General features: G+C 61.0%; 20 protein-coding genes and 1 pseudogene. 12 read left to right on the top strand and 9 right to left on the bottom strand.

The genetic code is table 11. The features are described from left to right. The first annotated feature begins 135 nt into the window (after positions 1 to 135). The 8 genes from I7S92_RS18005 to I7S92_RS17970 all read left to right on the top strand — a co-directional run bounded on the left by I7S92_RS18005 (position 136) and on the right by I7S92_RS17970 (position 12,218). Positions 136 to 360 (top strand): helix-turn-helix transcriptional regulator, encoded by a 225-nt coding sequence (locus tag I7S92_RS18005; protein WP_197646856.1) that lies wholly within the window; start codon positions 136 to 138, stop codon positions 358 to 360. Then, entirely contained in the window at positions 357 to 2,681 is a 2,325-nt protein-coding gene (locus tag I7S92_RS18000; RefSeq protein WP_197646821.1) for a phage/plasmid primase, P4 family, read from the top strand. Before I7S92_RS18005 ends, I7S92_RS18000 begins: the two co-directional genes overlap by 4 nt. Before the next feature lie 187 nt (positions 2,682 to 2,868). Next, positions 2,869 to 3,324, top strand: coding sequence for a DUF2924 domain-containing protein (locus tag I7S92_RS17995; protein ID WP_197646819.1), 456 nt, complete (start codon positions 2,869 to 2,871; stop codon positions 3,322 to 3,324). Next, entirely contained in the window at positions 3,321 to 4,646 is a 1,326-nt protein-coding gene (locus I7S92_RS17990; protein WP_197646817.1) for a recombinase family protein, read from the top strand. The genes I7S92_RS17995 and I7S92_RS17990 overlap by 4 nt, the downstream gene beginning before the upstream one ends. After that, the gene (locus I7S92_RS17985; RefSeq protein ID WP_197646815.1) at positions 4,643 to 5,044 is read left to right on the top strand and encodes a hypothetical protein; all 402 of its coding nucleotides are present in this window, start codon (positions 4,643 to 4,645) and stop codon (positions 5,042 to 5,044) included. Before I7S92_RS17990 ends, I7S92_RS17985 begins: the two co-directional genes overlap by 4 nt. A gap of 154 nt (positions 5,045 to 5,198) precedes the next feature. After that, positions 5,199 to 8,417 carry a type I restriction-modification system subunit M gene (locus I7S92_RS17980; RefSeq protein ID WP_197646813.1) on the top strand — a complete coding sequence of 1,073 codons (3,219 nt, stop codon included), beginning with the start codon at positions 5,199 to 5,201 and terminating at the stop codon, positions 8,415 to 8,417. Next, a complete protein-coding gene (locus I7S92_RS17975; RefSeq protein WP_197646811.1) occupies positions 8,410 to 11,505 on the top strand; it encodes a type I restriction endonuclease subunit R in 3,096 nt (1,031 codons plus the stop codon). Before I7S92_RS17980 ends, I7S92_RS17975 begins: the two co-directional genes overlap by 8 nt. Further along, entirely contained in the window at positions 11,505 to 12,218 is a 714-nt protein-coding gene (locus I7S92_RS17970; protein WP_197646809.1) for a M48 family metallopeptidase, read from the top strand. The genes I7S92_RS17975 and I7S92_RS17970 overlap by 1 nt, the downstream gene beginning before the upstream one ends. A gap of 570 nt (positions 12,219 to 12,788) precedes the next feature. Here I7S92_RS17970 and I7S92_RS17965 read toward each other — a convergent pair. The 6 genes from I7S92_RS17965 to I7S92_RS17940 form a co-directional block, all read right to left on the bottom strand. Further along, a complete protein-coding gene (locus I7S92_RS17965; RefSeq protein WP_197646807.1) occupies positions 12,789 to 13,631 on the bottom strand; it encodes an ABC transporter ATP-binding protein in 843 nt (280 codons plus the stop codon). Then, the gene (locus I7S92_RS17960; protein ID WP_197646805.1) at positions 13,631 to 14,896 is read right to left on the bottom strand and encodes an ATP-binding cassette domain-containing protein; all 1,266 of its coding nucleotides are present in this window, start codon (positions 14,894 to 14,896) and stop codon (positions 13,631 to 13,633) included. Before I7S92_RS17960 ends, I7S92_RS17965 begins: the two co-directional genes overlap by 1 nt. A gap of 10 nt (positions 14,897 to 14,906) precedes the next feature. Beyond that, a complete protein-coding gene (locus tag I7S92_RS17955) occupies positions 14,907 to 15,707 on the bottom strand; it encodes an ABC transporter permease (RefSeq protein WP_197646803.1) in 801 nt (266 codons plus the stop codon). Continuing rightward, on the bottom strand, positions 15,704 to 16,573 hold the full coding sequence (locus tag I7S92_RS17950; protein ID WP_197646802.1) for an ABC transporter permease: 870 nt from the start codon (positions 16,571 to 16,573) through the stop codon (positions 15,704 to 15,706). Before I7S92_RS17950 ends, I7S92_RS17955 begins: the two co-directional genes overlap by 4 nt. Positions 16,574 to 16,703: 130 nt before the next feature. Next, the gene (locus tag I7S92_RS17945) at positions 16,704 to 17,870 is read right to left on the bottom strand and encodes an ABC transporter substrate-binding protein (protein ID WP_197646801.1); all 1,167 of its coding nucleotides are present in this window, start codon (positions 17,868 to 17,870) and stop codon (positions 16,704 to 16,706) included. A gap of 33 nt (positions 17,871 to 17,903) precedes the next feature. Next, positions 17,904 to 18,785 (bottom strand): 3-methyl-2-oxobutanoate hydroxymethyltransferase, encoded by an 882-nt coding sequence (locus I7S92_RS17940; protein ID WP_197646800.1) that lies wholly within the window; start codon positions 18,783 to 18,785, stop codon positions 17,904 to 17,906. A gap of 212 nt (positions 18,786 to 18,997) precedes the next feature. On the opposite strand from I7S92_RS17940, the gene I7S92_RS17935 reads away from it, so the two are divergent. Beyond that, positions 18,998 to 19,750 (top strand): Crp/Fnr family transcriptional regulator, encoded by a 753-nt coding sequence (locus tag I7S92_RS17935; protein WP_197646799.1) that lies wholly within the window; start codon positions 18,998 to 19,000, stop codon positions 19,748 to 19,750. Positions 19,751 to 19,871: 121 nt separating this feature from the next. Here I7S92_RS17935 and I7S92_RS17930 read toward each other — a convergent pair whose 3' ends face one another. Both I7S92_RS17930 and I7S92_RS17925 read right to left on the bottom strand, forming a co-directional pair. Next, complete coding sequence (locus I7S92_RS17930) at positions 19,872 to 20,570, bottom strand: sulfite exporter TauE/SafE family protein (protein ID WP_197646798.1); 699 nt, start codon at positions 20,568 to 20,570, stop codon at positions 19,872 to 19,874. A gap of 113 nt (positions 20,571 to 20,683) precedes the next feature. Next, positions 20,684 to 21,697, bottom strand: a complete 1,014-nt coding sequence (locus I7S92_RS17925; RefSeq protein WP_197646797.1) for a GlxA family transcriptional regulator — start codon at positions 21,695 to 21,697, stop codon at positions 20,684 to 20,686. 256 nt (positions 21,698 to 21,953) lie between these two features. On the opposite strand from I7S92_RS17925, the gene I7S92_RS17920 reads away from it, so the two are divergent. Next, positions 21,954 to 23,717, top strand: a complete 1,764-nt coding sequence (locus tag I7S92_RS17920) for a SulP family inorganic anion transporter (RefSeq protein WP_197646796.1) — start codon at positions 21,954 to 21,956, stop codon at positions 23,715 to 23,717. A 4-nt stretch (positions 23,718 to 23,721) separates the two neighbouring features. Here I7S92_RS17920 and I7S92_RS17915 read toward each other — a convergent pair. Further along, positions 23,722 to 23,907: pseudogene (locus tag I7S92_RS17915) on the bottom strand (YcbK family protein); the annotation flags it as partial. Here I7S92_RS17915 and I7S92_RS23375 point away from each other — a divergent pair. Both I7S92_RS23375 and I7S92_RS17905 read left to right on the top strand, forming a co-directional pair. Continuing rightward, positions 23,840 to 24,181, top strand: coding sequence for a M48 metallopeptidase family protein (locus I7S92_RS23375; protein ID WP_277922979.1), 342 nt, complete (start codon positions 23,840 to 23,842; stop codon positions 24,179 to 24,181). The pseudogene I7S92_RS17915 and the gene I7S92_RS23375 sit on opposite strands and share 68 nt — an antisense overlap. After that, on the top strand, positions 24,178 to 24,324 hold the full coding sequence (locus I7S92_RS17905; protein WP_197646795.1) for a hypothetical protein: 147 nt from the start codon (positions 24,178 to 24,180) through the stop codon (positions 24,322 to 24,324). Before I7S92_RS23375 ends, I7S92_RS17905 begins: the two co-directional genes overlap by 4 nt. Positions 24,325 to 24,374 lie beyond the last annotated feature (50 nt).

Raw genomic sequence — 24,374 nt, 5'->3', positions numbered from 1 at the left:
ACACTCTTGACCACATTGATTTTATTGTAGTTTCTTTCGATCTTTGTCACGTTGGCCTGCCGCGCGTGTCATGCCGCCGGAACCTACGGACGGCCGTCTTCTGCGATGCTTCTCCTCAAGCCGAGGAGGATCGCCATGACGCTGACACCGATACAGGCTCTGCAACCAACGCAGTCGGTTCTCATGACCGAGCGGGACCTGGCGGCACGATGGGCTAGGTCGGTGCGCACTCTGCAGCGCTGGCGCAAGGAGGGCTATGGTCCGGCCTGGCTGCAGATTGGCGGCGGAGTCCTCTATCACTTTGAGGATGTCGTGGCATTCGAGGCCCGCATGCGCCGTGTCGGCAAGGCGCAGCAATGACCTCCGCACCTCAATCCAGCAGCGACCCCACCGTCGATCCGGCGGCCATCGCGACCTATGCTGAAATGGTCTTCGGCTACCTTGGCGGCCTGGTCCCTATCCGGCTCTTCGCGGAAACCGGTACGCCCACGCAGCAACCGATGGTCCGCTTCTGCTCCCCGGAGCAACTGGCCGCCAAACTCCAAGCTCTCGCACCATGGGCTGCCAGCCACTCCCGCGGCCTCTACGTCGTTCCGGGCACGGTTGCCAACTCGCGGTCCGCACGAGCCGAAGACATTGTCGAAACCGGAGTGCTCCTCGTCGACATCGACCAAGGCGACATCGATGCCATCCGGGCGCATCTGGCGCGCTATCTGCCGCTCCCCTCGCTGGAGGTGGCCTCCGGTGGACGAACCAACGACGGACAAGACAAGTGCCATCTGTACTGGCGGCTCACCGAGGCTGCGACAGGCGACGATCTCGATCGCGTCCGGGCTCTGCGGGAACGGGTCGCCGCCCGGATCGGGGCAGACCCCTCCTTTGATAGCCTGCATCAGCCGATCCGCGTGCCGGGCAGCATCCATGGCAAGTTCGGCCGTCAGTCACCCGTGCGGATCCGCGCCCAAACCCACCACGAGTATGAACTCGATGACCTGATCGCGGCCGCTGAAGCCCTGCCGCCAATGATCGCCACCTCCGGCGGAGCCGTGCCGCAACTGAAGCGTCGAACCGGGCCGAATGCAGGGGATCTGATGCTGACCCAGACCCGAGCCGGCGGTGTCGATGCGGTGACGCGCTTCGATGCGCTCTCCAAAGTGATCGGCCACTGGCTTGCCATGGTCCGCCAGGGCCGCTGCACCCTGGAGGTGGCTTGGACTCATGTCGTGAACTACAATGTTGCATGCATAGTGCCGCCCTGGGGCGATGATCGTCTGAGGTACGAGTTCGACGGCCTGCTGCGGCGTGACATTGCCAATCACGGGACGATGCCGCTTCCGGACTCAGATACAGACATGGCGGAGGTCGAGGCACCTGAGTTCAGTGACGACGCCCTCGCGGGTCGCTTCGCCGCCGAAATGGCAGATGTCTGGCGCTATGTTGGCGCTTGGGGCTTCTGGCTCGCATGGACCGGCAGTCGGTGGCAGCGCGACGAGGTGGCGCGGGTCCGCGAGGACATGCGCCGGATCTGCCGCGTGGCAGCCGCATCAGCACGGACGCCCAGCGAGGCCCGCCGCATCGCCAGCGACAAAACCATCGCCGCGGCCCTGCGCATTGCGGCGGCCGATCCCCGCCTCGCTACGTCGATTCCTGACTGGGACAGTGCGCCGATGCTTCTCAACACGCCGTCCGGGATCATCGATCTCGAAACCGGCGAGACGCTGCCGCACGCGCCCGATCGCCTGATCACCCAGATTACTAGCACCGCGCCGGGCGGCACCTGCTCGCGCTGGTTAGCCTTCCTCGAGGAGATCACCGCCGGCGATGCGGATCTGCAGGCCTATCTGAAGCGTCTGGCGGGCTATTGCCTGACCGGCTCGACCCGTGAGCAGGTGTTCTTTTTCCTTTACGGCAGTGGCGCCAACGGCAAGTCGGTGTTCGTCCAGGCGCTAACGTCTGCCCTAGGCGAATACGCGGCCACGGCGACGCTATCTACCTTTATGGCCTCCAAGACCGACCGGCACCTGACCGAACTGGCCGGGCTGCGCGGCGCACGGCTGGTCAGCGTTCCGGAGACGGAAGCTGGCCAAGCCTGGGCCGAGGCGCGCATCAAGATGGTGACCGGTGGCGAGAAGATCCGCGCGAACTTCATGCACAAGGACCACTTTGAGTTCACGCCACAGTTCAAACTCTTGGTCATAGGCAATCATCGTCCCACCCTGACCTCGGCCGGTGAAGCCATGCGGCGCCGACTGCACCTGGTGCCCTTCACGGTGACGATCCCGGCAAGGGAGCGCGACCCGCATCTCATGGAAAAGCTGCTCACAGAGCGCAGCGGCATTCTTGCCTGGGCTCTTGAAGGTTGCGCCGAATGGCTGCGTCTCGGTCTACAGCCACCGGCGGCGCTCCTTGCCGCGGCAGAAGATTATTTCGAAGACGAAGATGCTGTGGGCCAGTGGATCGAGGACGCGTGTGTCACGGGCTCGGAGGCACAGGAAACCTCCCGAGCGCTCTACGCCAGCTGGTCCTCCTGGGCTGAAGGCTCCGGTCAGCCACGGGGATCGCAGAAGGCGCTCGGCGAAGCCTTGCGCGAACGCGGCTTCCGTCCAGCCAAGGTCGACCGTTCACGCGGATGGCTCGGGATCGCGCTTCGGCCTGTGTTAGCCCGGAGGGACGAAGCATGAACCCTTACCCGGCTGCCTTGATGACCCCCGCCGAACGCCGCGCTGAGTTGTGCCGCATCCTTGCTCGCGGCCTGGTTCGCCTACTGCAGCGGCAGTCAAGCGAACTATCCGACCGCACCGGAGAAAGTTCGCTACACTTCCCGCCCGACCGGAGTGGTCATGCAACCCGTGAACACCGGAGATCCGCATGACCAACCACGACCCCATCCCGGCACGCCTGGCCGCGCTGCAGACCACGCCGACACCCGACCTGAAGAAGCAGTGGCGCGACCTGTTCGACAGCGACCCGCCGCCGTTCAATCGGCGCTATCTCGAAAGCCGCATCGCCTATCGCATCCAGGAACTCGCCTATGGCGGGCTGAAACCCGAGACCGTCCGGCGGCTGGAACGGCTGGGCGAGGAACTTGACGGCGGCGACAAGAACAAGCGCAGCATGCGCCTCGATCGCGATCGCCCGATCACCGGCACCCGGCTCCTTCGCGAATGGCAGGGCGTGGAGCAGGTGGTGACTGTCACGAAAGACGGGTTCGAATGGCAGGGGCGGCCCTACAAGTCGCTCTCCGCGATTGCCCGCGCCATCACCGGCACTCGCTGGAACGGGTGGGTCTTCTTCGGTCTCAAGAATCGGAGGGCGCGGACATGACGAAGGCCCCTGCAAAATCAGGAATGGTCCGGAAACTCCGGTGCGCGATCTACACTCGGAAATCCTCCGAGGAAGGGCTGGAGCAGGAGTTCAACTCGCTCCACGCCCAGCGCGAGGCATGCGAAGCCTACATCGCCAGCCAGCGCTCAGAGGGCTGGGTGCTGGTCCGCGATCAGTATGACGACGGCGGCATCTCCGGCGGCACGTTGGAACGCCCCGGCCTGAAGCGCCTGATGGCTGACATCGAAGACGGGCTGATCGACGTGGTGGTGGTCTACAAGATCGACCGCCTCAGCCGCTCGCTGGCCGATTTCGCCAAACTGGTCGAGGTGTTCGACCGGAACGGGGTGACCTTCGTCTCGGTGACGCAGTCGTTCAACACGACCACCTCCATGGGGCGTTTGACGCTGAACATCCTGCTCAGCTTCGCCCAGTTCGAACGGGAGGTGACGGCCGAGCGCATCCGCGACAAGGTCGCCGCGAGCCGGAAGAAGGGCATGTGGATGGGTGGGGTGCCGCCCTTCGGCTACCGTGTCGAGAACCGTAAGCTGCTGGTCGATGAGGACGCCGCCGCGCATGTGCGCTGGATATTCGCCCGCTTCATCGAGATTGGCTCCTGCACGGTGCTGGCCCGCGAGGTCGGCCAGCGTGGCATCCGCACTTCCCGCGGCAACCGGATCGACAAGAAGTACCTCTACCGGATGCTCGGCAACCGCGCCTACATCGGCGAGGCGGTCCACAAGGGAGAGAGCTACCCCGGCGAGCACGACGCCATCATCGACCGCGAGACCTGGGACCGGGTCCATGCCATTCTGCAGGAAAGCCCGCGCACCCGCGCCGGACGCACCCGTGCCGAGACGCCCGCACTGTTGAAGGGGCTGCTCTTCGGTCCCGATGGTGCCGCGTTTTCGCCGACCCATACGCGCAAAGGCGACAGGCTCTACCGCTACTACGTCAGCCAGACAGTGCTGAAGTACGGTGCCGGGTCATGCCCCGTTGGCCGCGTGCCAGCAGGAGAGATCGAGGCCACGGTCATCGACCAACTCCGTGCCGTGTTTCGCCAGCCGGAGATCGTGGCGGGGACGTGGAAAGCTGCACGCGTCCACGCCGGCGGCATCACCGAATCCGACGCCCGCGCGGCCCTGCAGCAGCTCGATCCGCTGTGGGACGAACTGTTCCCCGCCGAGCAGACACGCATCGTGACAATGCTGGTTGAGCGCGTCGACATGCGCAAAGACGGGTTGAACGTCCGGCTGCGCGTCGATGGGCTGAGCGGCCTTGCGCGCGAGATGCTGTCCGGTGGGATCGGAGAAGCAGCATGACACGCGGCAGGCCGATCCCCGAGACTGTCACGCTCCACATACCGTTCCGCGTCGTTAAACGCGGCGGGCGTAAGGAGATGCAGCTGCCGAAGGGAGCCGTGCAGCCACGGCGGGCCGACAACACGTTGATCAAGGCGCTGGCCCGCGCGTTCCGCTGGAAGAGGATGCTGGAGTCGGGCGAGTTCGCGTCGATTTCCGAACTGGCTGAGAACGAAGGGATCGCCTTCACCTACATGGCCCGCGTATTACGCCTGACCCTGCTGGCGCCAGACATCGTTGAGGCGATCCTGGACGGAAGGCAGCGGCCGGAGGTGTCACTGGCGCGGGTGCTAGAGCCGTTCCCGGTGGAGTGGATGAGCCAAGGGGCGGCAATCGAGCTCGACCACGATCATTCGTAGCCGCCACAGCGTTCTGGCAACGTAAGCCACCGCCGCTCCATGGCAGTTGGCTCTGGAAGGCGGCCCCCTTGATCGCTACTCTGGCCCGTAAAACCACAATCAACCCGAAGAGCCCTCATGGCCTTCTTCGGCGACATGGGGCCGAAAAGACGAAATGGCAGTTAAGAAATCAGATCTTTATTCCTCGCTCTGGGCCTCATGTGACGAGCTGCGCGGAGGAATGGATGCGAGTCAATACAAAGACTACGTCCTGTTCATGCTGTTTATCAAATATGTTTCTGACAAGTACGGCGACAGCGATGACTTGGAGCCGCCAATCATTATTCCAAAGGGCGCGAGCTTCAATGACATGGCGGCCCTAACGGGAAACCCGAATATTGGCGATCTGATCAATACCCAGGTCATTCAGCCGCTTGTTGATGCCAATGAAATGCTGGCGCGAACGGATTTCCCCGATTTCAACGATCCGAACAAGCTTGGCGAAGGCAATGACCGCGTTGACCGGCTTGGTCGTCTGATTGCAATCTTCTCAAGCCCGGATCTGAACTTCGCGAAGAACCGCGCGGACCATGATGATATTCTTGGCGACGCCTATGAGTATCTGATGCGCCATTTCGCGACCGAAAGTGGAAAGAGCAAGGGGCAGTTCTACACCCCGTCGGAGGTCAGCCGAATCATCGCCAAGGTTATCGGCATCTCGCCGAAAAACACCGTTGCCGGAACCACCGCATACGACCCGACATGCGGCTCGGGCTCTCTTCTCCTTAAAGTCGCGGCCGAGGCCGGCAAGCGGATCACACTGGAAGGCCAGGAAAAGGACGTCACCACCGCTGGTCTCGCCCGCATGAACATGATCCTGCACAACTTCCCGACGGCGAAGATTGTCGCGGGCAACACCCTGACGACCCCCAAGTTCCTCGAGGGGGAGCGCCTGCGGACATACGACTACGTCGTCGCCAATCCGCCGTTCTCCGACAAGGCATGGAGCACCGGCTTCAGCTATGACGACAAGGGCGCCATTGCGGACAAGCATAAACGGTTCGAATGGGGCGCTCCGCCCAAGAAACAGGGCGATTACGCCTATCTGCTGCACATCATCCGTACCATGAAAAGCAGCGGTAAGGCCGCCTGCATTCTTCCCCATGGCGTACTGTTCCGTGGCAATGCCGAGGCCGACCTGCGCGAGGCGCTGATCAAGTCCGGCTACCTCAAGTCGATCATCGGTCTGCCGCCGAACCTGTTCTTTGGCACCGGCATCCCCGCCTGTATCGTCGTGCTCGACAAGGAAAACGCCACGGCCCGGCGCGGGATCTTCATGATCGACGCGTCCAAGGGGTTCCGCAAGGAAGGCGCCAAGAACCGACTGCGCGAGCAGGATATCCACCGCATCGTCGACACCTTCCGCAAGGGCGCCGATGTTCCGGGCTACGCGCGCATGGTGCCGTTCGACGAAATCGCCGACCCGCGCAACGCCTTCAATCTGAACCTGGCGCGCTACATCGACACCTCGGAACCCGAGGATATCCATGACATCGACGCGCATCTGCAGGGCGGCATCCCGAAACGGGACATCGATGCGCTGGACAGCTGGTGGAAGGTCATGCCGTCGCTGCGCGGGGAACTCTTCGAAGACCTCCGCCCCGGATACCTTTCGCTGACCCGCCCGATTGCCGAGGTGAAGCCGGGCATCGAGGAGCATGCGGAATTCCGCACCTTCACCGCTGCCGCCGCGGCAACCTTTACTGCTTGGCGGGGCCGGGCGGATGCGGCCTGCCGGGCTTTCGCGCCCGGTGACCAGCCGAAGGAGCTGATCGAAACCATTTCCGAGGACCTGCTCGAAGTCTTCCGCAAGGTGCCGCTGGTCGACCCTTATGACGTGTACCAGCACCTGATGGACTACTGGGCCGAAGCGCTGCAGGACGATTCCTATGTCATCGCGGCCACCGGATGGGTCGCTGGCGCCAAGCCGCGCGAGATCGTCAAGCGCAAGAACAAGGATGGCAAGCTCGCCTGGCCAGAGCCCGGCGATTACGTCCTCGAGCGGCGGCGGTTCACCTCGGACCTGATCCCGGCCCGCCTGATGGTGGCGCGGTTCTTCGCGGCCGAGCAGGCCGAGATCGATGCGTTCGACGTGCGGATCGCGGAACTGGAGCAAGACCTTGCCGAAAAGCTCGAAGAGGGCGCAGGCGAGGACGGGCTGCTGGCCGAGGTGATCGAGGGCGAAGGTGACAAGCAGAAGATCACCGCGAAGGCGCTGAAGGCCCGGCTGAAGGAAATCGGTCGCGATCCGGATCTGGCCGACGAGCGGCAGGCGCTTATGGCCTACCTGAAAGTGATGGACGCGCTCGACACCACGAAGAAGAAGCGCAAGGCGGCGGACGAGGCCCTTTGGAAGGAGGTGCACGCCCGCTATGGCACGCTGACCGAGGACGAGGCCAAGACTCTGGTTGTTTCAGACAAGTGGCTCGACACCGTCGAGGCGCGCGTAACCGATGAGGTGGCGCATGTGGCACAAGCCCTGTCCACCCGGGTCAAGGGGCTCGCCGAACGCTACGCTAAGCCTCTGCATGAGTTGGAAAGTGAGGCTAGGGCTCTCTCCGCCCGCGTGGCCGCGCATCTGGCTGCAATTGGCGCGACCACCGGCCACGCAAGGCAGCAAGCGGCCATCGGCCTACTCACCGGTCACGTGAGACTCCCTGGATTCTCCGAGCCGTGGCGAAAGGTGAAGCTCGGTGATCACGTTACATTCATTCGCAATGGCGTTCACTCTCGCGCTCAGCTGACGGTGAATGACCCTGTGCGCAATCTCCACTATGGGGACATTCACGTCGCTTCATCCATTCGGCTTGACCTGCGCAATGCGAACATGCCGCGCCTGCCGTCTGCGGAAGCATCGCGCCTCGTAAAGCTTCAAGATGGCGATCTGGTTTTTGTAGACGCCTCCGAAGACCTGGCAGGGGTAGGAAAGTCTCTTGAGATTTCTGGAGCTGCAGAAATAGAGGTAGTTGCCGGCCAGCACACAATTGCAGCGCGGTTCGACAAGAACGTTCTCGTCGATGGGTTTAAGGGCTACTTGCAGTACATACCTGATTTCTCATCACACCTCCGTAGATTGGCAGCGGGCACAAAAGTCTATGCTACCAATAGGAAGCACATTTCTAGCGCTGAGATCGAACTCCCTGATCCCGACGAGCAGATGGCGATTTCCAATGTGTTGTCCGATATGGACGCCGAGATAGCGGCCCTCGAAGCCCGGCTCGAGAAGAGCCGGATGCTAAAGCACGCAATGATGCAGGCGCTGCTCACTGGCGGGGCAAGCGGCCAAAGTATATCCGAAGACACTCACATTCAGTTGGTTGCCGCTCATGCCTGAACGTCCCCGCAGCGAGCGCGTCACGCAGGATCGCTTGGCGGCCCACATCACCACGCCCGAGGACAAGGGTGGCCTCGGCTACCGGAACCTCGGCGACTGGTCGGGCCGTCCGAACAACCGTTGCGTCGAGCCCGACCTGCTGCGCGCCAATCTCTCCGCCCGCGGCTATTCCGACGCGGAAATCAACGCGGCCCTGACGCGCCTGATGCAGGCGATCGAGGTGACCGGCACCACGCTCTATCAGGCCAACCTGCGCACATACACGTTGCTGCGCTACGGCGTTGACGTGCAGACCTCCGTCGCCGCCCCGCACAAGACGGTGCACCTGATCGACTGGGAGGACCCCGCCGCCAACGACTTCGCCCTCGCCGAGGAGGTCACCCTGAAGGGAGGCCACGAACGGCGCCCCGATCTGGTCGTATACCTCAACGGCCTCGCCGTCGCGGTGATCGAGCTGAAACGCTCGTCGGTCGAAATCGGCGACGGCATCCGGCAGCTGATTTCCAACCAGGACGAGATTTTCAACGCCCCGTTCTTCGCCACCGCGCAGCTTCTGCTGGCAGGCAGCGATGCGCAGGGCCTGCGCTATGGCACGGTCGGCACGCCCGAAACGCTGTTCGTCGAATGGCGCGACGAAGACCCGCCGACTGGCGATCTGGCGGCCGGTGCGCTTCTCGACCGCCCCGTTGAGCAAATGCTGCGCAAGGACCGGCTGCTCGACCTGATCCGGAACTTCGTGATCTTCGACGCGGGCATCAAGAAGGTCCCCCGGCAACACCAGTTCGTCGGCGTGAAGCTGGCACAGGAGCGGCTGGCCAAGCGCGAAGGCGGCGTCATCTGGCACACGCAGGGCTCCGGCAAGAGCATCCTGATGGTGCTGCTGGCCAAATGGATCCTCGAACGCGAACCCGATGCCCGCGTGCTGGTCATCACAGACCGCGACGAGCTCGACAAGCAGATCGAGGGCGTGATGCGGAACGCGGGCGTGGTCGCTGCCGATGCGCCATCGCCCCGGGTGACGCGCCGCGATGAGTTTGTTAGCTGGTTGGGCGCGCCGTCACCCCGGTTGATCTGCGCGCTGATCCACAAGTTCGACACGACAGAGTTGACAGGCCCTCCGCCGCGTGTGACCGGCCGCTTCTACGTGTTCGTCGACGAGTGCCACCGTACCCAGGGCGGCGACATGAACAAGCAGATGAAGCGCTGGCTCGAAGGCGCGATCTTCATCGGCTTCACCGGGACCCCGCTGCTGCGGAAGGACCGCGAGACCACGCGCGAGGTTTTCGGCACCTACATCCATACCTACAAGTTCCAGGAGGCGGTCCGAGACAAGGTCGTGCTTGACCTGAAATACGAAGCGCGCGACGTACCGCAGCGCATGACGAGCCCGACCGCTATTGATGCGTGGTTCGAAAAGAAGACCAAGAACCTCAACAACTTCCAGAAGGCTATGCTGCGGAAGCGCTGGGCCAACATGGAAGAGCTGCTCAGCGCGACCGAACGGAAACGCCGGATCGTCGCCGAGATCGTGCAGGACTTCGATCTGAAGCCGCGGCTGAGCGACGATAGAGGCACCGCGATCCTAGTAGCGGCCTCGATCCGCGACGCCTGCGAGTTCTACCGCGAGTTCCAGAGCACCCGGCTCGGGCCGCATGTGGGCATCGTCACGTCCTTCGAGCCGAACCACAATGCAATCTCGCGCGAGCCCGCCAACAGCGACGAGCGGTACAAGTACGACACCTACACGAAATTCGTCCTGAAGGGCGGCCAGAGCACGACAGCCTATGAGACCGAGGTCAAGCGGCGCTTCATCGAAGAGCCGGCGAACATGAAGCTGCTGATCGTGGTGTCCAAGCTTCTCACCGGCTTCGACGCGCCGAGCTGCAGTTACATCTACCTTGACGACAAGCTGCGGGATCACACGCTGTTTCAGGCGATCTGTCGGACCAACCGGCTCGACGGCGACGACAAGGATTATGGTCACATCGTCGACTTCAAGGAGCTATTCGGCGACGTCCAGCACGCGATCGCAGTCTATAGTTCGGATGAGCTGGATGTTGATGAAGGGGCCGGCGGAGAAAACAACGTCGAGATCAAGAACTGGCTCGAGGAAGGTAGGGCGCGCCTGGACGGGGCGCGGGAAGCGCTTCACTACCTGTGTGCGCCAGTGGCCCCTCCGAGGGAAATCGAGCAGTTCTTGCGATACTTCTGTGGCGATGCCGGAGACCCGAACGCCTTGAACGAGACTGAGGCGCTCAGGGTTTCATTCTACAAGACAGTCGCATCCTTTGTCCGCGCTTATGCAGCGATTGCTCAGAATCTCGATGACGCTGGCTATACCCCGCCTGAGGAGAAGGACATCCAGCGGGAGGTTGAATTCTACAGTGACCTCAGGGCCGCCATCAAGAAACATTCCGGCGAAGAACTCGACATTAAGCCTTACGAAGCCGACATGCGGCATCTCCTGAACACCTATATTCAGGCGGACCCAGCACAGACGCTTGGTGCATTGTCCAACGTTTCGCTCACGCAAGCCATCATCGAGACGGGCATTCACGACGCTATTGCAAAACAGCTCAACGAGAAGGGCAAGCTGTCAAAGAAGGCGGTCGCTGAGGGTATCATAAACAATATCCGAAAGACCATTATTCGTGATCAGCTTACGGACCCGCGCTTCTACGATGAGATGTCCAAACTCCTTGAGGATTTGATCAAACAGAGCCGCGATAGTGCGGAAGCCTACGAGGCGTTTCTGAAAAAAGCCGAAGAGCTGGTTCGAAAGCTGGCGGCGCGCGAAGCAGGTCCGGACTTGCCTGCCGGCCTCTACGGAAATCGTGAGGCTACGGTGGTGTTCAACAACCTCCAAGGTCTGCCTGCTCACAAGTTCACCTGCCCAGCCGATGAAGAACAAAGGGCGGAACTCGCCCTTGAAATCGACCGTGCAATCCGCGAACACGCCCCTGCCGGCTGGAAGGGTGACCCAGTTCGCGAGCGAGAGGTCAAGAACGTGCTCTTCCCGCTCTTCAACCGAGATCGAGAAGCAACCCTCGCGATGTTCGAGATCATCAAGAACCAACAGGGGTATTGATGGGAGAGTCGATCGAGATTGGCGACATCACAATCAGCGTGACCCGGAAGGACGTGAAGAACGTCCACCTGTCGGTCCACCCGCCGGACGGACGCGTCACGCTTGTGACCCCTACTTCGACCAGAATTGACGTTGCGCGCGCATACGCGATCACAAGAATTGGATGGATCCGGCAGCAGCAAGCGCAGCTCCGCTCGCAGGCGAGGGAAGCCCCACGTTCATTCGTCGGTCGCGAAACCCACTACCTTTGGGGACGGCGCCATCTTCTCCGTGTGACAGAGCTCGACGCCAAGCCTGAGGTAAGACTGGATCACCGCACGATCCATCTCCAGGTCCGCCCCGGAACATCTCGCGACGGACGCGCCAATGTGATTCACGCTTGGCATCTGAAGCTACTTCATGGCGCAGTCCCGCCCATCATCGACAAATGGGAAAGCCGCATGGGCGTTAAGGTCCACCGCTACTTTTTGCAGCGGATGACAACCAAGTGGGGAAGCTGCAACTCGAAGGCAGGCAGCATTCGGCTGAACACTGAACTCGTGAAGAAACCGCGCGACTTGCTGGAGTATGTAATCGTTCACGAGATGGTCCATATTTCCGAGCCGACGCACAGCGCCCGGTTCTTTGCTCTGCTTTCTGAGCATTATCCGAGTTGGCCTGAGGCCCGGCGGGAGCTGAACGAACTACCGGTTCCTCAGCTTACCGGGAGCTGAGGTGACGACGGTCCCCCGGGAGCTGGCACCGGTTCGATTTATGACCCTTCTCGCGAAAGGTCCCAAGATCGAAGTGCAGAATTGCGCCCGTAAAGTATCCCTTTCTATCCATGCACTTACAGGCTTTGCACCGAAATTGCGCGGTCGACAGGTCCGGAGAATATTGGCCCTGAGACACGGCTTCCGGGCCACCTAGCGTCGGCTCCGGTGGTCAGTCCCGCCCGCATAACCCTCGAAAACAACGGAAAAATCCGACAGCAGCCGGATCGGGAGAACGCTTTCGCTAGGGCAAGTGGCGGAGGGGATGGGTCTGAAAGACAACCTTCTCCACCTTGTAGTATATTGATTTTACATGATTTAATTATCAATCAACCCTTCCATCTTTCTTCGGCACCTCGGGTTATTCCGATAGCGCGATGTCGTCAGGGGAGAGCGGAATCCATCCATCTCCAAGGCGGACTGCAACCACCAGTAGGGTGATCTCGGGCTTCGTCTTGAAGTAGCGGAAGGGGCAGCGGAAGGGGCAGCGTCTGGTCATTGGGCGAGGTTATGACCCCAGCCCTGCCCCGCTCAAGCAGTTCCTCTGACACCACCATTTGCGGGGATCGCCGGCTGGTCAAAGGCCTTGAGGGCCTCATTGTAGAGCAGATCCAGCGCCTGTTCTTTGATCTGCCCATAGACCGACGATGTCAGCATCTGGAAATCCCGTGGGCGAGGCAGCGGCACATCTATCACCGTCTGCACCGTGGTCGGCTTGTAGCTGAGGATGACCAGCCGGTCGGCCAGGAAAATCGCCTCGTCTATTTCGGAGGTCACGAACAGGGTCGTCGTCTGGTGCTGATCGAAGAGCTTGAGATAGTATTCCTGCATCAACCCCCGCGACATGTGGTCAAGCCCACGGAACGGCTCGTCAAGCAGCATGAGTTTCGGACGTGCGATCAGCGCGCGCGCGACCTCGGCACGGCGCTGCATCCCGCCCGATATCTGCGACGGATAGCGATCTTCGAATGCCTTGAGCCCGACGTCGCGCAACAGGGCGCTCGCCTCGCTTTCGGCCTCGCGCCGGGGGATACCCATCTGGATGGGCCCGTATGCGACATTATCGAGCAGCGTCATCCATGGGAACAGCGCCGTTTCCTGAAACACGACGATCCGGTCAGTGCCGGGACCGGTGACGGACACACCGTCAAGCGTGACATTGCCCAGCGTCGGTGTGTCATAGCCCGCCACCAACTGCACAAGCGTGCTCTTGCCGCAGCCCGAAGGACCGAGCAGGACGGTGAGGCTGCCCGCGGGTACCTCGAAACTGCAGTTCTTCAGCACGATTTCCGGGCCGCTATCTGCGGAGCCGAAAACCTTGCCGACTGCATCGACCCTGCAATGCCCGGATATGGTTTTCCTCGCCTGATCCATCACGCCATCTCCCTTTCGCCAGCCTCGAACGCCTTCACGGCCTCTTCATGCACCGCGGCAATCGCCTCATCCTTGAGTTGCAGGAACTCCTCCTTGCCCAACAATTCGGTGGGGCGTGGTCGCGGCAGGTCGACGAAGATCGTCTGTTTGATACTGCCCGGCCGCGTGGTCATGACCAGCACGCGGTCCGCCAGATAGATCGCCTCTTCAAGATCATGGGTAATGAAGAGAACGGTCTTGCGGTTCATCTCGTACATGTCGAGCAGGGCATTGTGGACGACCGTCTTCGTGAGGGCGTCGAGACCCCGGAAAGGCTCGTCAAGAAGGATCACGCGCGGATCGTTCATCAGTGCCCGGACGATCTCGACCCGCCGGCACATTCCCGAGGACATTCCGGCTGGATAGCGGTCTTCGATCGTGCTCAGACCCACTTGCGCCAGCAGTTCGCGCGCCCGTTTGGTCGCCTGCGCCTTGGTCATCTTGCCCTGCACGATGGGGCCACGGATCATGTTCTCAAGGACGGTTGCCCAAGGGAACAATGCTCCGTGTTGAAAGACAACGATGCGGTCCGGTCCGGGTTTCGGCATGATCTTGGTCGAGTTGATGCATTCGCCGTCCAGAAGGATCTCGCCGTCGGTGATGGTGTCGAAACCGGCAACGGCATTCAGCAAAGTGGACTTGCCGCATCCCGAAGGCCCGACAATCGCACAGAATTCACCCGGCCGGATCTCGATAGAGCAGCCGTCGACGGCAACGGTCGCCTTGCCTAGCGGATCGTAGACCTTCTGCACATTGCGCAGTGACAGCCAGCCGTGACGGCCACCGATCTTGCGCTCGTGCCCCGCATAGCTGCGCACGAGATCCTGCAAGGCCCGCAGTCCCGGCTCACCATGGCTGCGGCAGAGGTCCTGGAACCACTTGCCGTCAAAGGCGAGCACCCTGGTGGGCACATCGCATCTGGCCGAGATGATGCGCTCGGGAAGGCCGTCGACGGCGGCCGCCCAGCCGAAAAGCTGACCCTGGGTGGTCGTCTCTCGGGCAATCGAGAATTGCTCCTCGGCGGCCTGGACCTCGGGATGCGAGACATGGCCCGAGACCAGGATGTAGCATTTCACCGAAGAGTCCTTGCGGTTGAAGATTACCGCTCCTTTCGCGAAATCAAGCACTTCGGCCTGTTCGGCAATGGCGTCGATCACGCCCGTCGGCATCCGGTTCAGATGGCGGTTGGAGCCCAGAATGGTGCGCCGTTGGTCTTTGGTAAGCATGTTCAGTCTCCTATCGACGGCGCCAGGGCATGGCTTTTTCACCGACCAGTCGCATGACCCAGCTGGACGCCATGCCCGCCAGACCGATGCTGAGCATTCCGAGGACAATCCCGACCATCGAATGGGTCATGTAGGAATCCCATGTCATGTAGCCGAGACCATTCGTCCCCGATGCCATTTCGGCTGCGATGACCACTTCCCATGTGATGCCGATGGCAATCGTCAGCCCGGTGAAAAGAGAGGGCAGGGCGCCCGGCATCATCACCCTGCGGAACATGGCGCCCCGGCTGGATCCCAACGAAAGGGCTGCCTGCTTGTAGCGGGGGTCGATCTTCTCGATCCCGACCAGGATGTTCAGCAGGATCGGGAAGAAGGCTCCGATGAAGGTGAGGAAGATCATGGTCAGTTCCGAACTGGGCCAGAACAGGATCGCAAGCGGCAGCCAGGCCAGCGGTGGGATCGGTCGCATGATCTCGAACAGCGGGAAGATCAGCGCCCGCAGCCTGTTGCTCATGCCCATGGCGACGCCGATCACGATCGCCAGAAGGGCGGCGATGCCGAAGCCGGTAAAGACTCGGCGGCCGCTGTCCACCCAGTTCTGCCAGTATCCGGCGCGCTCGATCTCCTCGGGAATACCGGCGGCGAGCTCGACCGGGGACGGGATGATGGTCATCCAGCCGATCCAGCGCGCGATCTGCCAGACCGCAAAGAAAGTGGCGATGCCAAGCAGCCCCTGCCAGAAGACGGGAGAGCGAAGTCTGCTCGACCAACGTACCCACAACAGCGAGGCTTTTTCTGATCCGGCGGTCATTGTCCGGCCCTCCCTTTCTCCTGCCAGGCCATCAACCAGGATCCCACGCGCCGGATCGCGGCACTCGAGAGATAGCCAAGAACGCCCAGCGTGATCATTCCGATGACGATATTTGGCAAGGCGACCTGCATGTAGGCGTCGAAGATCAGGAAGCCGAGCCCGGACCGGCCGGCGATCATTTCGCCGCCCACCAGCGAGAACCAGGCGACACCCATAGCGATCTGAAGCCCGGTGAAGACGAAGGGCATCGCGCCCGGAATGATGATCCGCGTCAGCACATCGATCCGTCGGTAGCCGAGACAATGCGCGGCCCGGAAGTAATCGTCGTTGATGGACCAGACCCCGAGCAGCGTGTTGAGGACGGTTGCGAAGAACGCGGCCAGCAGCGTGACAAGCACGACCGAAGCCTCGACACCCGGCAGGATAAGCACGGCGAAAGGCACCCAGGCCAGCGGCGGGATCGGCCGCAGCAGTTCGACGATCGGGAAGACGAAGTTGTAGAAGGTGCGGCTCCAGCCCAGAAGGATGCCAAGCGGCACCCCGGCCGCAACGGCGATGAAGAAGGCCAACATCACGCGCCGCACACTGACGAGGATGTGTTCGTAATAGATCGGCGTGAAGAGGGAGACGCCGTATTTCGGTTCCGTGCTTGTCCACTCGGTGAAAATGTCCAGCGGTGTCGGCAGGAAATTGAATCGCGGCAGGGTCAGGACATCGGTCGTGATGTGCCACAGCAGAAGAAAACCGACGACGCCGGTCAGGGCATACCAGAAACCCGCATTATAGGCGATCCGACTTGCCCTTCCGCGCTGTTTTTCGTTGAAAGCCTTCAGGAGGGCGACCTCCCGTTCGTCGGAGCCGGTCACGGCCATTGCTCTGGTCCCCCTGCCGCTGCCTGCCATTCCGACGGATGTCATTGAATGGGTCATGCTTGTTGTCCACTTTGGATGGAGTGGTCAGCCATGGTGATCTGATCCCGATGGCTGACCGGGCTGCTCAGTTGTCGATCAACTCATCACCCTTGAAGGGGTTGGGGCCGAAATCACTCTGCTTCAGAACGAAAAGCGGCTTTGTCGGATCAAGGCCCAACTCGGCGAACGCCTCGGTGACCAGATCGTCCTGGATTGCACCCGGTGCGAAATCCGGGTCCACGACGACCTTGCTCTCATGCAGGAACTTGTAGCCGCGCTGAAGCATTTCGCGCACATCGGCAGTCAGAGCCATCTGGCCGGTCAGGATCGTGTCGCTGGCACCCGTGCTTTCGGGCAGGTTGCCATAGATCGCGTGCCAGAGATTTTCCTTAGTATAGCCGGGGAGTTCCTTCTTGACGAGTTCGATCACTTCAACCGGATGGTCGTGAAGAAAGAACATCGCTTCGATGTTCGCCTTGAGCCAGGCCTTCGCAACCTCTCGATGCGCCTGGATGAAGTCCTCGCGCATCACGATCGCATCGGCGTCGATCTCGCCGTAAGGATTGGACGAGATCGCATATTTCGCATAGCCATCGAAAACGGCTTTCGAGGAATGCGGCTCATACACCGCTGCCGCGTCGATCTTGCCCGCCTGCAGGCTGGTGACGATGACTTCGGCCTGCATCTGCTGCCAGGTCACGTTGATGCCTTCTGCACCAAGGACCTCCTGGCCGATACGGTCGGCGCAACTGCCGCGCGGTACGCCGATGGTCTTGCCCTCAAGCCAGCTGAGCGCTTCCTTGTAGCTGGGGAAATCCGGGGCGTCGGCTCCGAAGATGAGGTGCCCGCACATCCGCCCAGGGGATGTGGTGTTGACCGCGACCAGGTTGATCGGGGCGATGTCGCGCTTGGTCGTCGAGACGATGGCCGGGTTGTCGCCGATATAGCCGATCTGCTGTTTGCCGGCGAGCAGGTCCGTGATCACCGGCGGCCCCTGCAGATTGCGCTTCCAGGATACCGAGCTTCCCGCCGGAAGCCAGTGTTCCCAATTGCGCGTTTCCTTCATCACGACCGTGTCCCAGGCGCCGGTCCAGGCCAGCCAGTAGTTCGTGTCGATCTGGATCGGGTCCCCGGTGATTTGCACACGCTTGGCGACGATCTCCTCATACGTCGCCTGCGAGTCACGCGCTGCGGCCGACGATGCGAATGCAAGGCTGGCGCAAAGCAAGGCTGGGGCGATATGGCCCTTCATTTAACTCTCCTCCCTGTTGTAGTGTCGCTTCTGTCAGTTCCTTGTCGGCTGTGCCTGCGCTTTGAAATGTGAGGTCAGCTTGTCGAACTCTCCCTCGTTCATCGCGAAGGAGTCCCCATCAAGTGGGTATTCTCCCTTCAGCACGGCATCCTTGTATTTCGAGATCCCCTCTTCGAGGAGCGGCTGCACATTGGTGAAGCTGCGACGGTTCTTTGGCATCGGAAAGGCACTGTATCCGACGACATCGCCCGAGATGTGATAGACGCCATCTGCCTTGGTGCCACCGCCAAGGGTGATCACGGGCACATCGTAGCGTCTGGTGATGAAATCGGCCAGTTCGGCCGGAACCTGCTCGAGAATGAAGGCAAAGACGCCAGCCTCGACGAAGGCATCGGCGCCGTCGATGATGTCCTTCGCATCCTCGAACCGGCGTCCCTTCACACCGAAGCCGCTCTGTTCGACCCGGCGCGAGGCCTGCATCCCGATATGTCCCATCACTGGGATGCCGGCGCGAACGATCTCGGCGACATATTCCGCAGTGTATCGGTTGCCCTCGCATTTGACGGCATGAGCGCCGCCTTCCGTGATCAGGCGGCCCGCATGGCGGATCGCGTCTTCCTTGGAGGCATGGTAGGTCTGGTAGGGCATATGGGCCACGATCAGTCCATATTTGGTGACCCGGCTGACTGCCTGGGTCATGAAGAGCTGCTCCTCGAACTTGACCGTCGTCGGATCGGAATGCCCGAAAAGTGACATCGGCCCCGCATTGCCGATGATCAGAAGATCGAAGCCGACGTTGTCGGCGATCGCGGCCAGGGGCGAGTCGTAGACGCCGATCGAAGTGATCCTTTCACCCCGCTTCTTCTTTTCGCGCAGGCTGTTGAGGGTGACCTTCTTCCTTTGAGGTTCCGCCATGTTGCAATGCCTTTTCTTCCGATGGTTCGTTCTGAAGGCAGAGCGTTGCATGGGTGGAAGTGTGATTCTGTCGGCGATCCGACAGTCGGGGGCCGAGGGGTGTGTGGTATTCGGACTCTGCGACCCTTGCCGATCTCCCCCCGTCCCAGCACTATCCCTGCCAGAACCACTGCTGTCAGCTTGAGGAGCAACATGGCCCGTTGCAGAGTTCGGTGAGAACGGAAGAGTGTTCCGGCTCCGAGCACTCGAAGATACCGTGGTACTGGCGGCCGATCGATCTGTTCGATCGCACGGAGGCCGAGGCCCAACGGAGGTTTCGCGCCGAATCTACGGTGGGCCGCTATGCAAGGGGCGACACGATCTTCTTCGCGGACGATGCCGCGGATCGTGTCTTCTACCTCGACAGGGGCATGGCGAAGATCGAGCATCTTTCTGCTACCGGGCAGACGTCGATCTTCTGGTTCTGCGTCCCAGGCGACCTTTTCGGGGCGGGTGGAATATCCGGCGCCCGGTGGCAGAGCGTTTATGCCAAGGCCTTGGAGCAGTCGGAAGTCCTCATCCTGCCCAGGCGGAGGTTTGAGAAGCTGATCCTGGATCACCCACAACTCGGTCTGAATGTCATCAGATTTCTGAGCGCGAGGCTCCGGCTGGCCTGTGACTCGATGGCGGAAGTGGGCCAGCGGGCCAGCCTCAGGGTCGGCCGCGTCATCCTGCGCATCGCCGAGAGTTGCGGCAGGTGGAATGCCGATGGCGAGGTCGAGCTCATGGCCCGCATATCCCATCAGGAAATCGCGGATATGGCCGGCTGCACAAGGCAGACCGTCAATGAGGTTCTGCAGATTCTTTCCCGGCGGGGCATTCTGCGTATCGAAAGGCGCGTGGTGCACATAAGAGATATTGAACACCTCAGGATGATCGTGGAGAACGCGGAAGGACAAGAAGGCGCATCGCTTATTCCTGACTGATCTCCATGTCGACGTCAGCTTCGGGAGAGATCGGTGATCCGTCGGAAAGCGTGTTCCCCGATCAGCTGCCGCCGGTGACGGCAAGCGGGCGTCCACCGGACATCAGCGGACCGATGTCCGGTCAGACGATCAGCGCGAAACCGGCCACCAGGAAGATGAAGATCAACGTGAAGCGTCGGAAAAACTTGTCGTTCAACAAGGGAAAGATGCGCAGCCCGGCGAATATGCCCGCAAAATACGGCGGGATCGCGATGGCGACATCCAACGCAAGGGATACCGGAATATAGCCGAGATACCAGGGCAGCAGCAGGGACAATCCCGAGGTGAAGCTGATATAGGCGACAAGATTGGCGCGGGTGACCCAGTGCGGTGCGGGGCCCGACAGCAGATACAGGATGACGGGGGGCCCCCCCATGCTTGTCGCGCCGAACAACAGCCCGCTCAATGCACCCACCGCCGTGGCAGTCGAGGCTCTGGGGCTTCCTGAGTAGCGAAGGCCGAATATGAGCAGAAGACTGAAAAGCATGACCGTAAGGGAAAGGGCGACCCGGATAGTTTCCGAGTCCAGGTTCACAAGAAGCAACCCGCCGATCGGGATGGACACTACGGCCGGGACTCCCAGCAACGCAAGTGTGCGGTATTCGAGGTGTCGCCGGATCGACGGGAACATCACAACGGCCGCCGCGGCCTCCAGCGCTAGGGCGTAAATGACGGCAACGACGGGAGAAAGGATCAGGCTCAGCGGCGGCGCCATGAACATGGCGCCGCCGAAACCCGTGATGCCACGCACGAATCCCGCCATGGCAACGATGATGAACACGTATATGCTCTGATCAAAAACGAGGTGAGAATATTCCATGCCTGACCTAGGGAAGAAGGGATTTTTCTGCTCAGCGCGAATAGATCATTGCGGCCGCATGATTTCCATGGACGTCAAACATGCCGTTCCGTGGTCGATCGCATTTTGGCAGGGCTCATGCCTTTTACGTTCCTGTATCGCCGATTGAACTGCGTCAGGCTGCTGAATCCGCATGCAAGGCTGATCTCGTGAAGAGGTAGCCGAGTGAACATCAAGAGGTCATGTGCGCGTTCGAGGCGACGTTTCAGATAGTATCGGCCCGGACTCATCCCATATTCCATATGAAAAAGTCGTTCGAGCTGGCGTTGACTGACGTTGATCCGAGAACTTATTTCGCCCAGCTTGAGCGGTGTCTCCAGATTGCGCTCAATCAATGCGACAACAGCGCGTACCGATCTGTTTCCAATCGTCGGATTGCCGACCAAAATCGACCGTTGCGCCCCTTCGCCCTCCCTGTAATGGCCCAGCAGAAGCGCATCCGCAACGCGCGAAGCCGTTGCCCGGCCATGGACGGCATGAATATCCGACAGGATCATGTCGAAGGCACCACCCCTTCCCGCACAGGTGATCATATGCCGGTCGACGGTGTAGAGCGTCTCCCGGATCTCGAGGTCAGGGTGCAGTTCCTCGACCAGTGTTCTGCGGGACCAGAAAACACTCGCAGCGTCGGGAGTGCCCAAGGCGGCGAAGGCGGTGATCATGCTGTCGCCCACGGCGATAATCCTAGTGCCGTGGCGCGACCACCGGCTCAGCGTCGACCGCAAGGCCAGATCATGCTCGTGCTCCTGCGGCTTCAGAGGAGCCTGCCCCCCGATCAGCACGGCATTCTGCGGGGGGGAAGCGTGCGTATCGAAGACTTCACCGGATAGCAGCATACCCCCGCCCATCTGCACACCGGAGTCGTCGGATACGAGGGATCGATACTTGTAAGCGGCCCGACCCAGCGCTTCATTCGCGGCCGCCATGGGCTCCACGATGCCGGCAACTGCCGTCAGCAACGCGCCGGGAAGCACGACGATGGAAACCGACGCCTCCGACACGCCCGCGGACCGGCGAAAAATGGAAGCGCCCCGCTTCTCGGCAGCCAACACCGTTCCCGGCTTGGAAGAGCTCCGTTCCGCCGGGGGCTGCGCAGCTGGACGAAAATACATCTCTGTGGCCCACCACAATTCTCTCATCGTTGCTTGAAGGTACAAGGACGTGGCCGCCTTCGATGTCGGCCTGCCGACAGTATCCGGCGGGAAGCCATGCTTAGGCTGGACCTGAAGGAAAGTGGCCGGACAGCCCCCGGCCACCGTGGCAACTTCTTTTCACCAACATCCATCTTTAGCCTGCAGAATGCCGATGAGGATTCCATTGTTTCTCACGCTCCTTCCGTTCATCCCCTGGATGCGCCGGACGAACCGATCGATGATAGCCGCCGACGTGTTCGCGGGGCTGACAGGAGCCGCAGTGCTTTTGCCTCAGGCAATCGCATTTTCCGAGATCGCCGGCTTGCCGCCACAATATGGAATCTACTCGGCCTTCGTCATTCCGATTGTCGCGGCGCTGTATGGCAGCTCTTGGCACCTCGTCTCGGGTCCGACGACCGCGATCTCGATCGTGATCTTCGCCACACTCAGCACTGCATACACTCCTGGCTCCTCGGATTATGTCGCGGCAGCGTTCACCATCACATTGCTTGTGGGTGTGTTCCAGCTGGCTCTGGGTTTTGCCCGCTTGGGGCAATTGATGAATTTCGTGTCGCATTCCGTTCTACTTGGATTCACGTCCGGCGCGGCGATATTGATCATCATCAGTCAGATAAAGGTTCTGATCGGCCCTTCCGCACCGGACGTCACGCTTGAATCCATATGGCTTGCGCACGACTTCCGGACCGTCGTTTCCCGGATCAATCCCTATATCGTCGGCATTGCCGGTCTCACGCTGGCCACTGCCGCCCTTGTCAAATATCTGGCTCCGAAATGGCCGAACTACCTGATCGGCATGATCATCGGAAGTGTTGCGGCCTGGCTTGTCGATGCGGGTGAGCACGGTGTGACATTTGTCGAGCCCATCGCCTCGGCTCTCCCGAATTTCCAGCTGCCGAACCTGAGCATGTCTGCCGTTCAGTCACTGTCTCAGGGAGCTTTCGCGATCTCTCTTATTGGTATCCTTGAGGCCGTTTCCATTTCCCGTGCGCTGGCTGCGCGGTCTGGTCAGCGCATTGACAGCAAACAAGAGATCATCGGCCAGGGGTTGTCCAACCTTGTCGGTTCGATGTTCTCCAGCTATGCGGGATCGGGATCGTTCACCAGGAGCGGATTGAACTACGAGGCCGGTGCCAAAACACCTCTTTCCGCCATCCTGTCGTCAATCTTCCTTTTGGTGATCGTATATTCCATGATATCCTTCGTTTCCTACTTACCGGTTGCAGCGATTGCCGGGTTGATAATCCTGATCGCATTTCGTCTTCTGGATTTCGGTCAGATTCGACATATTGTTGCCACCAGTATTGCCGAAGCGCTCATACTCGGATTCACCGTCGTGGCCGTTCTGGTGGTCAATCTCGAACTGGCCATTTTCGGTGGTATCATCCTGTCTCTCGGCATATTTCTGCGCCGCACGATGCAGGTCGATGTTCCGATATGGGCTCCGAACCAGAATAACCACCACCGTAGCTTCGTCAGCAGCGAGCGCCCCGGCGTGCAGGAATGTCCTCAAGCCGTTTTCGCTAGGATGCAGGGCCCCCTTTATTTCGGAGCCATGGAGGGCCTCAAGGATATATTCCGCCGGATCGAGGAAACACGGCCCGGACAGAAGCATCTTGTTCTTGGCATTGACGGAAGCATCGGCATGGATTTTTCCGGGGCAGAGTTTCTTGCGGAAGAGGCGCAACGGAGGCAAGTGCGTGGCGGAGGTCTCTATCTGATCGTCAAGTATCCGCGGCTTCGTGAGCAGGTCGTTCGATACGGTCTGTCGCGGGAGCTTGGGTCCGGTCACATCTTCAGGCGCAAGAGCGAGGCGATTCCTCGACTCATAAGTCAGTTGGACCCGAACATCTGCGCAGGTTGCAAGGCGAGAATTTTTCTCGAATGCCCGACATGCCCTCCCAGAAAAAGTTTGTAGACCCTCACCGCCGCCCCCGCTTCCAGTCGTCGAGGCGGGCATGGATGGTGACGGCGATGCCAATGAGGGCGATGGCAATCAGCAGCCAGCGCAGGGTGTCGAGGTACGGCACCAGCGGCAGGATGGCGGTCTGCGTCTCGGCCAGCACCTGCTGGGCCACCTCCACGCCGGCTGCGCCGACGGTGGCCAACCTTCTGCGCTTTCCCTCACCTGAGGACTTTCGCCCCCAGGGTCTGATCGTTCGCCAGTTGCGGCAGCGCTGGGGCTCGATGTCGCCGGCATCCCGGCTGTTGCTGAACCGGCGGCTGATCGAGGCGCCGCTGGACGCGGTCGACTACGTCATTACACACGAGCTTTGCCACATCGCCGTGCCCCACCACGGGCCGGAGTTCTTCGAAATGCTGGACCGCGTCCTGCCCGACTGGCAAAAGCGCAAGCACCGGCTGGAACAGAAAATGGCGTGAGCAGATTCCGTGCCTGGCAGCCGGATCTCAGCCGGTCTCGCGCCCGGCAGGAATTCGCGGTGGCGCGGCCGGAATTGCCACCGCAACTGTCTTTGAAAGACGGCGCATTGGAAAACCTCGGTGTGATGTACCGCGAGTTGTAATGGCGGCGGAACCCGGCCATTCTTGGCCCCGTCTTTCCAGGAAGGTTCCT

Origin of the sequence: Tabrizicola soli, from assembly GCF_015999335.1 — a bacterium.
In the GTDB taxonomy this organism is placed as follows: domain Bacteria; phylum Pseudomonadota; class Alphaproteobacteria; order Rhodobacterales; family Rhodobacteraceae; genus Tabrizicola; species Tabrizicola soli.
Note: the sequence above shows the minus strand (reverse complement) of the source record. Positions and strands in the feature narration are given on the sequence as shown.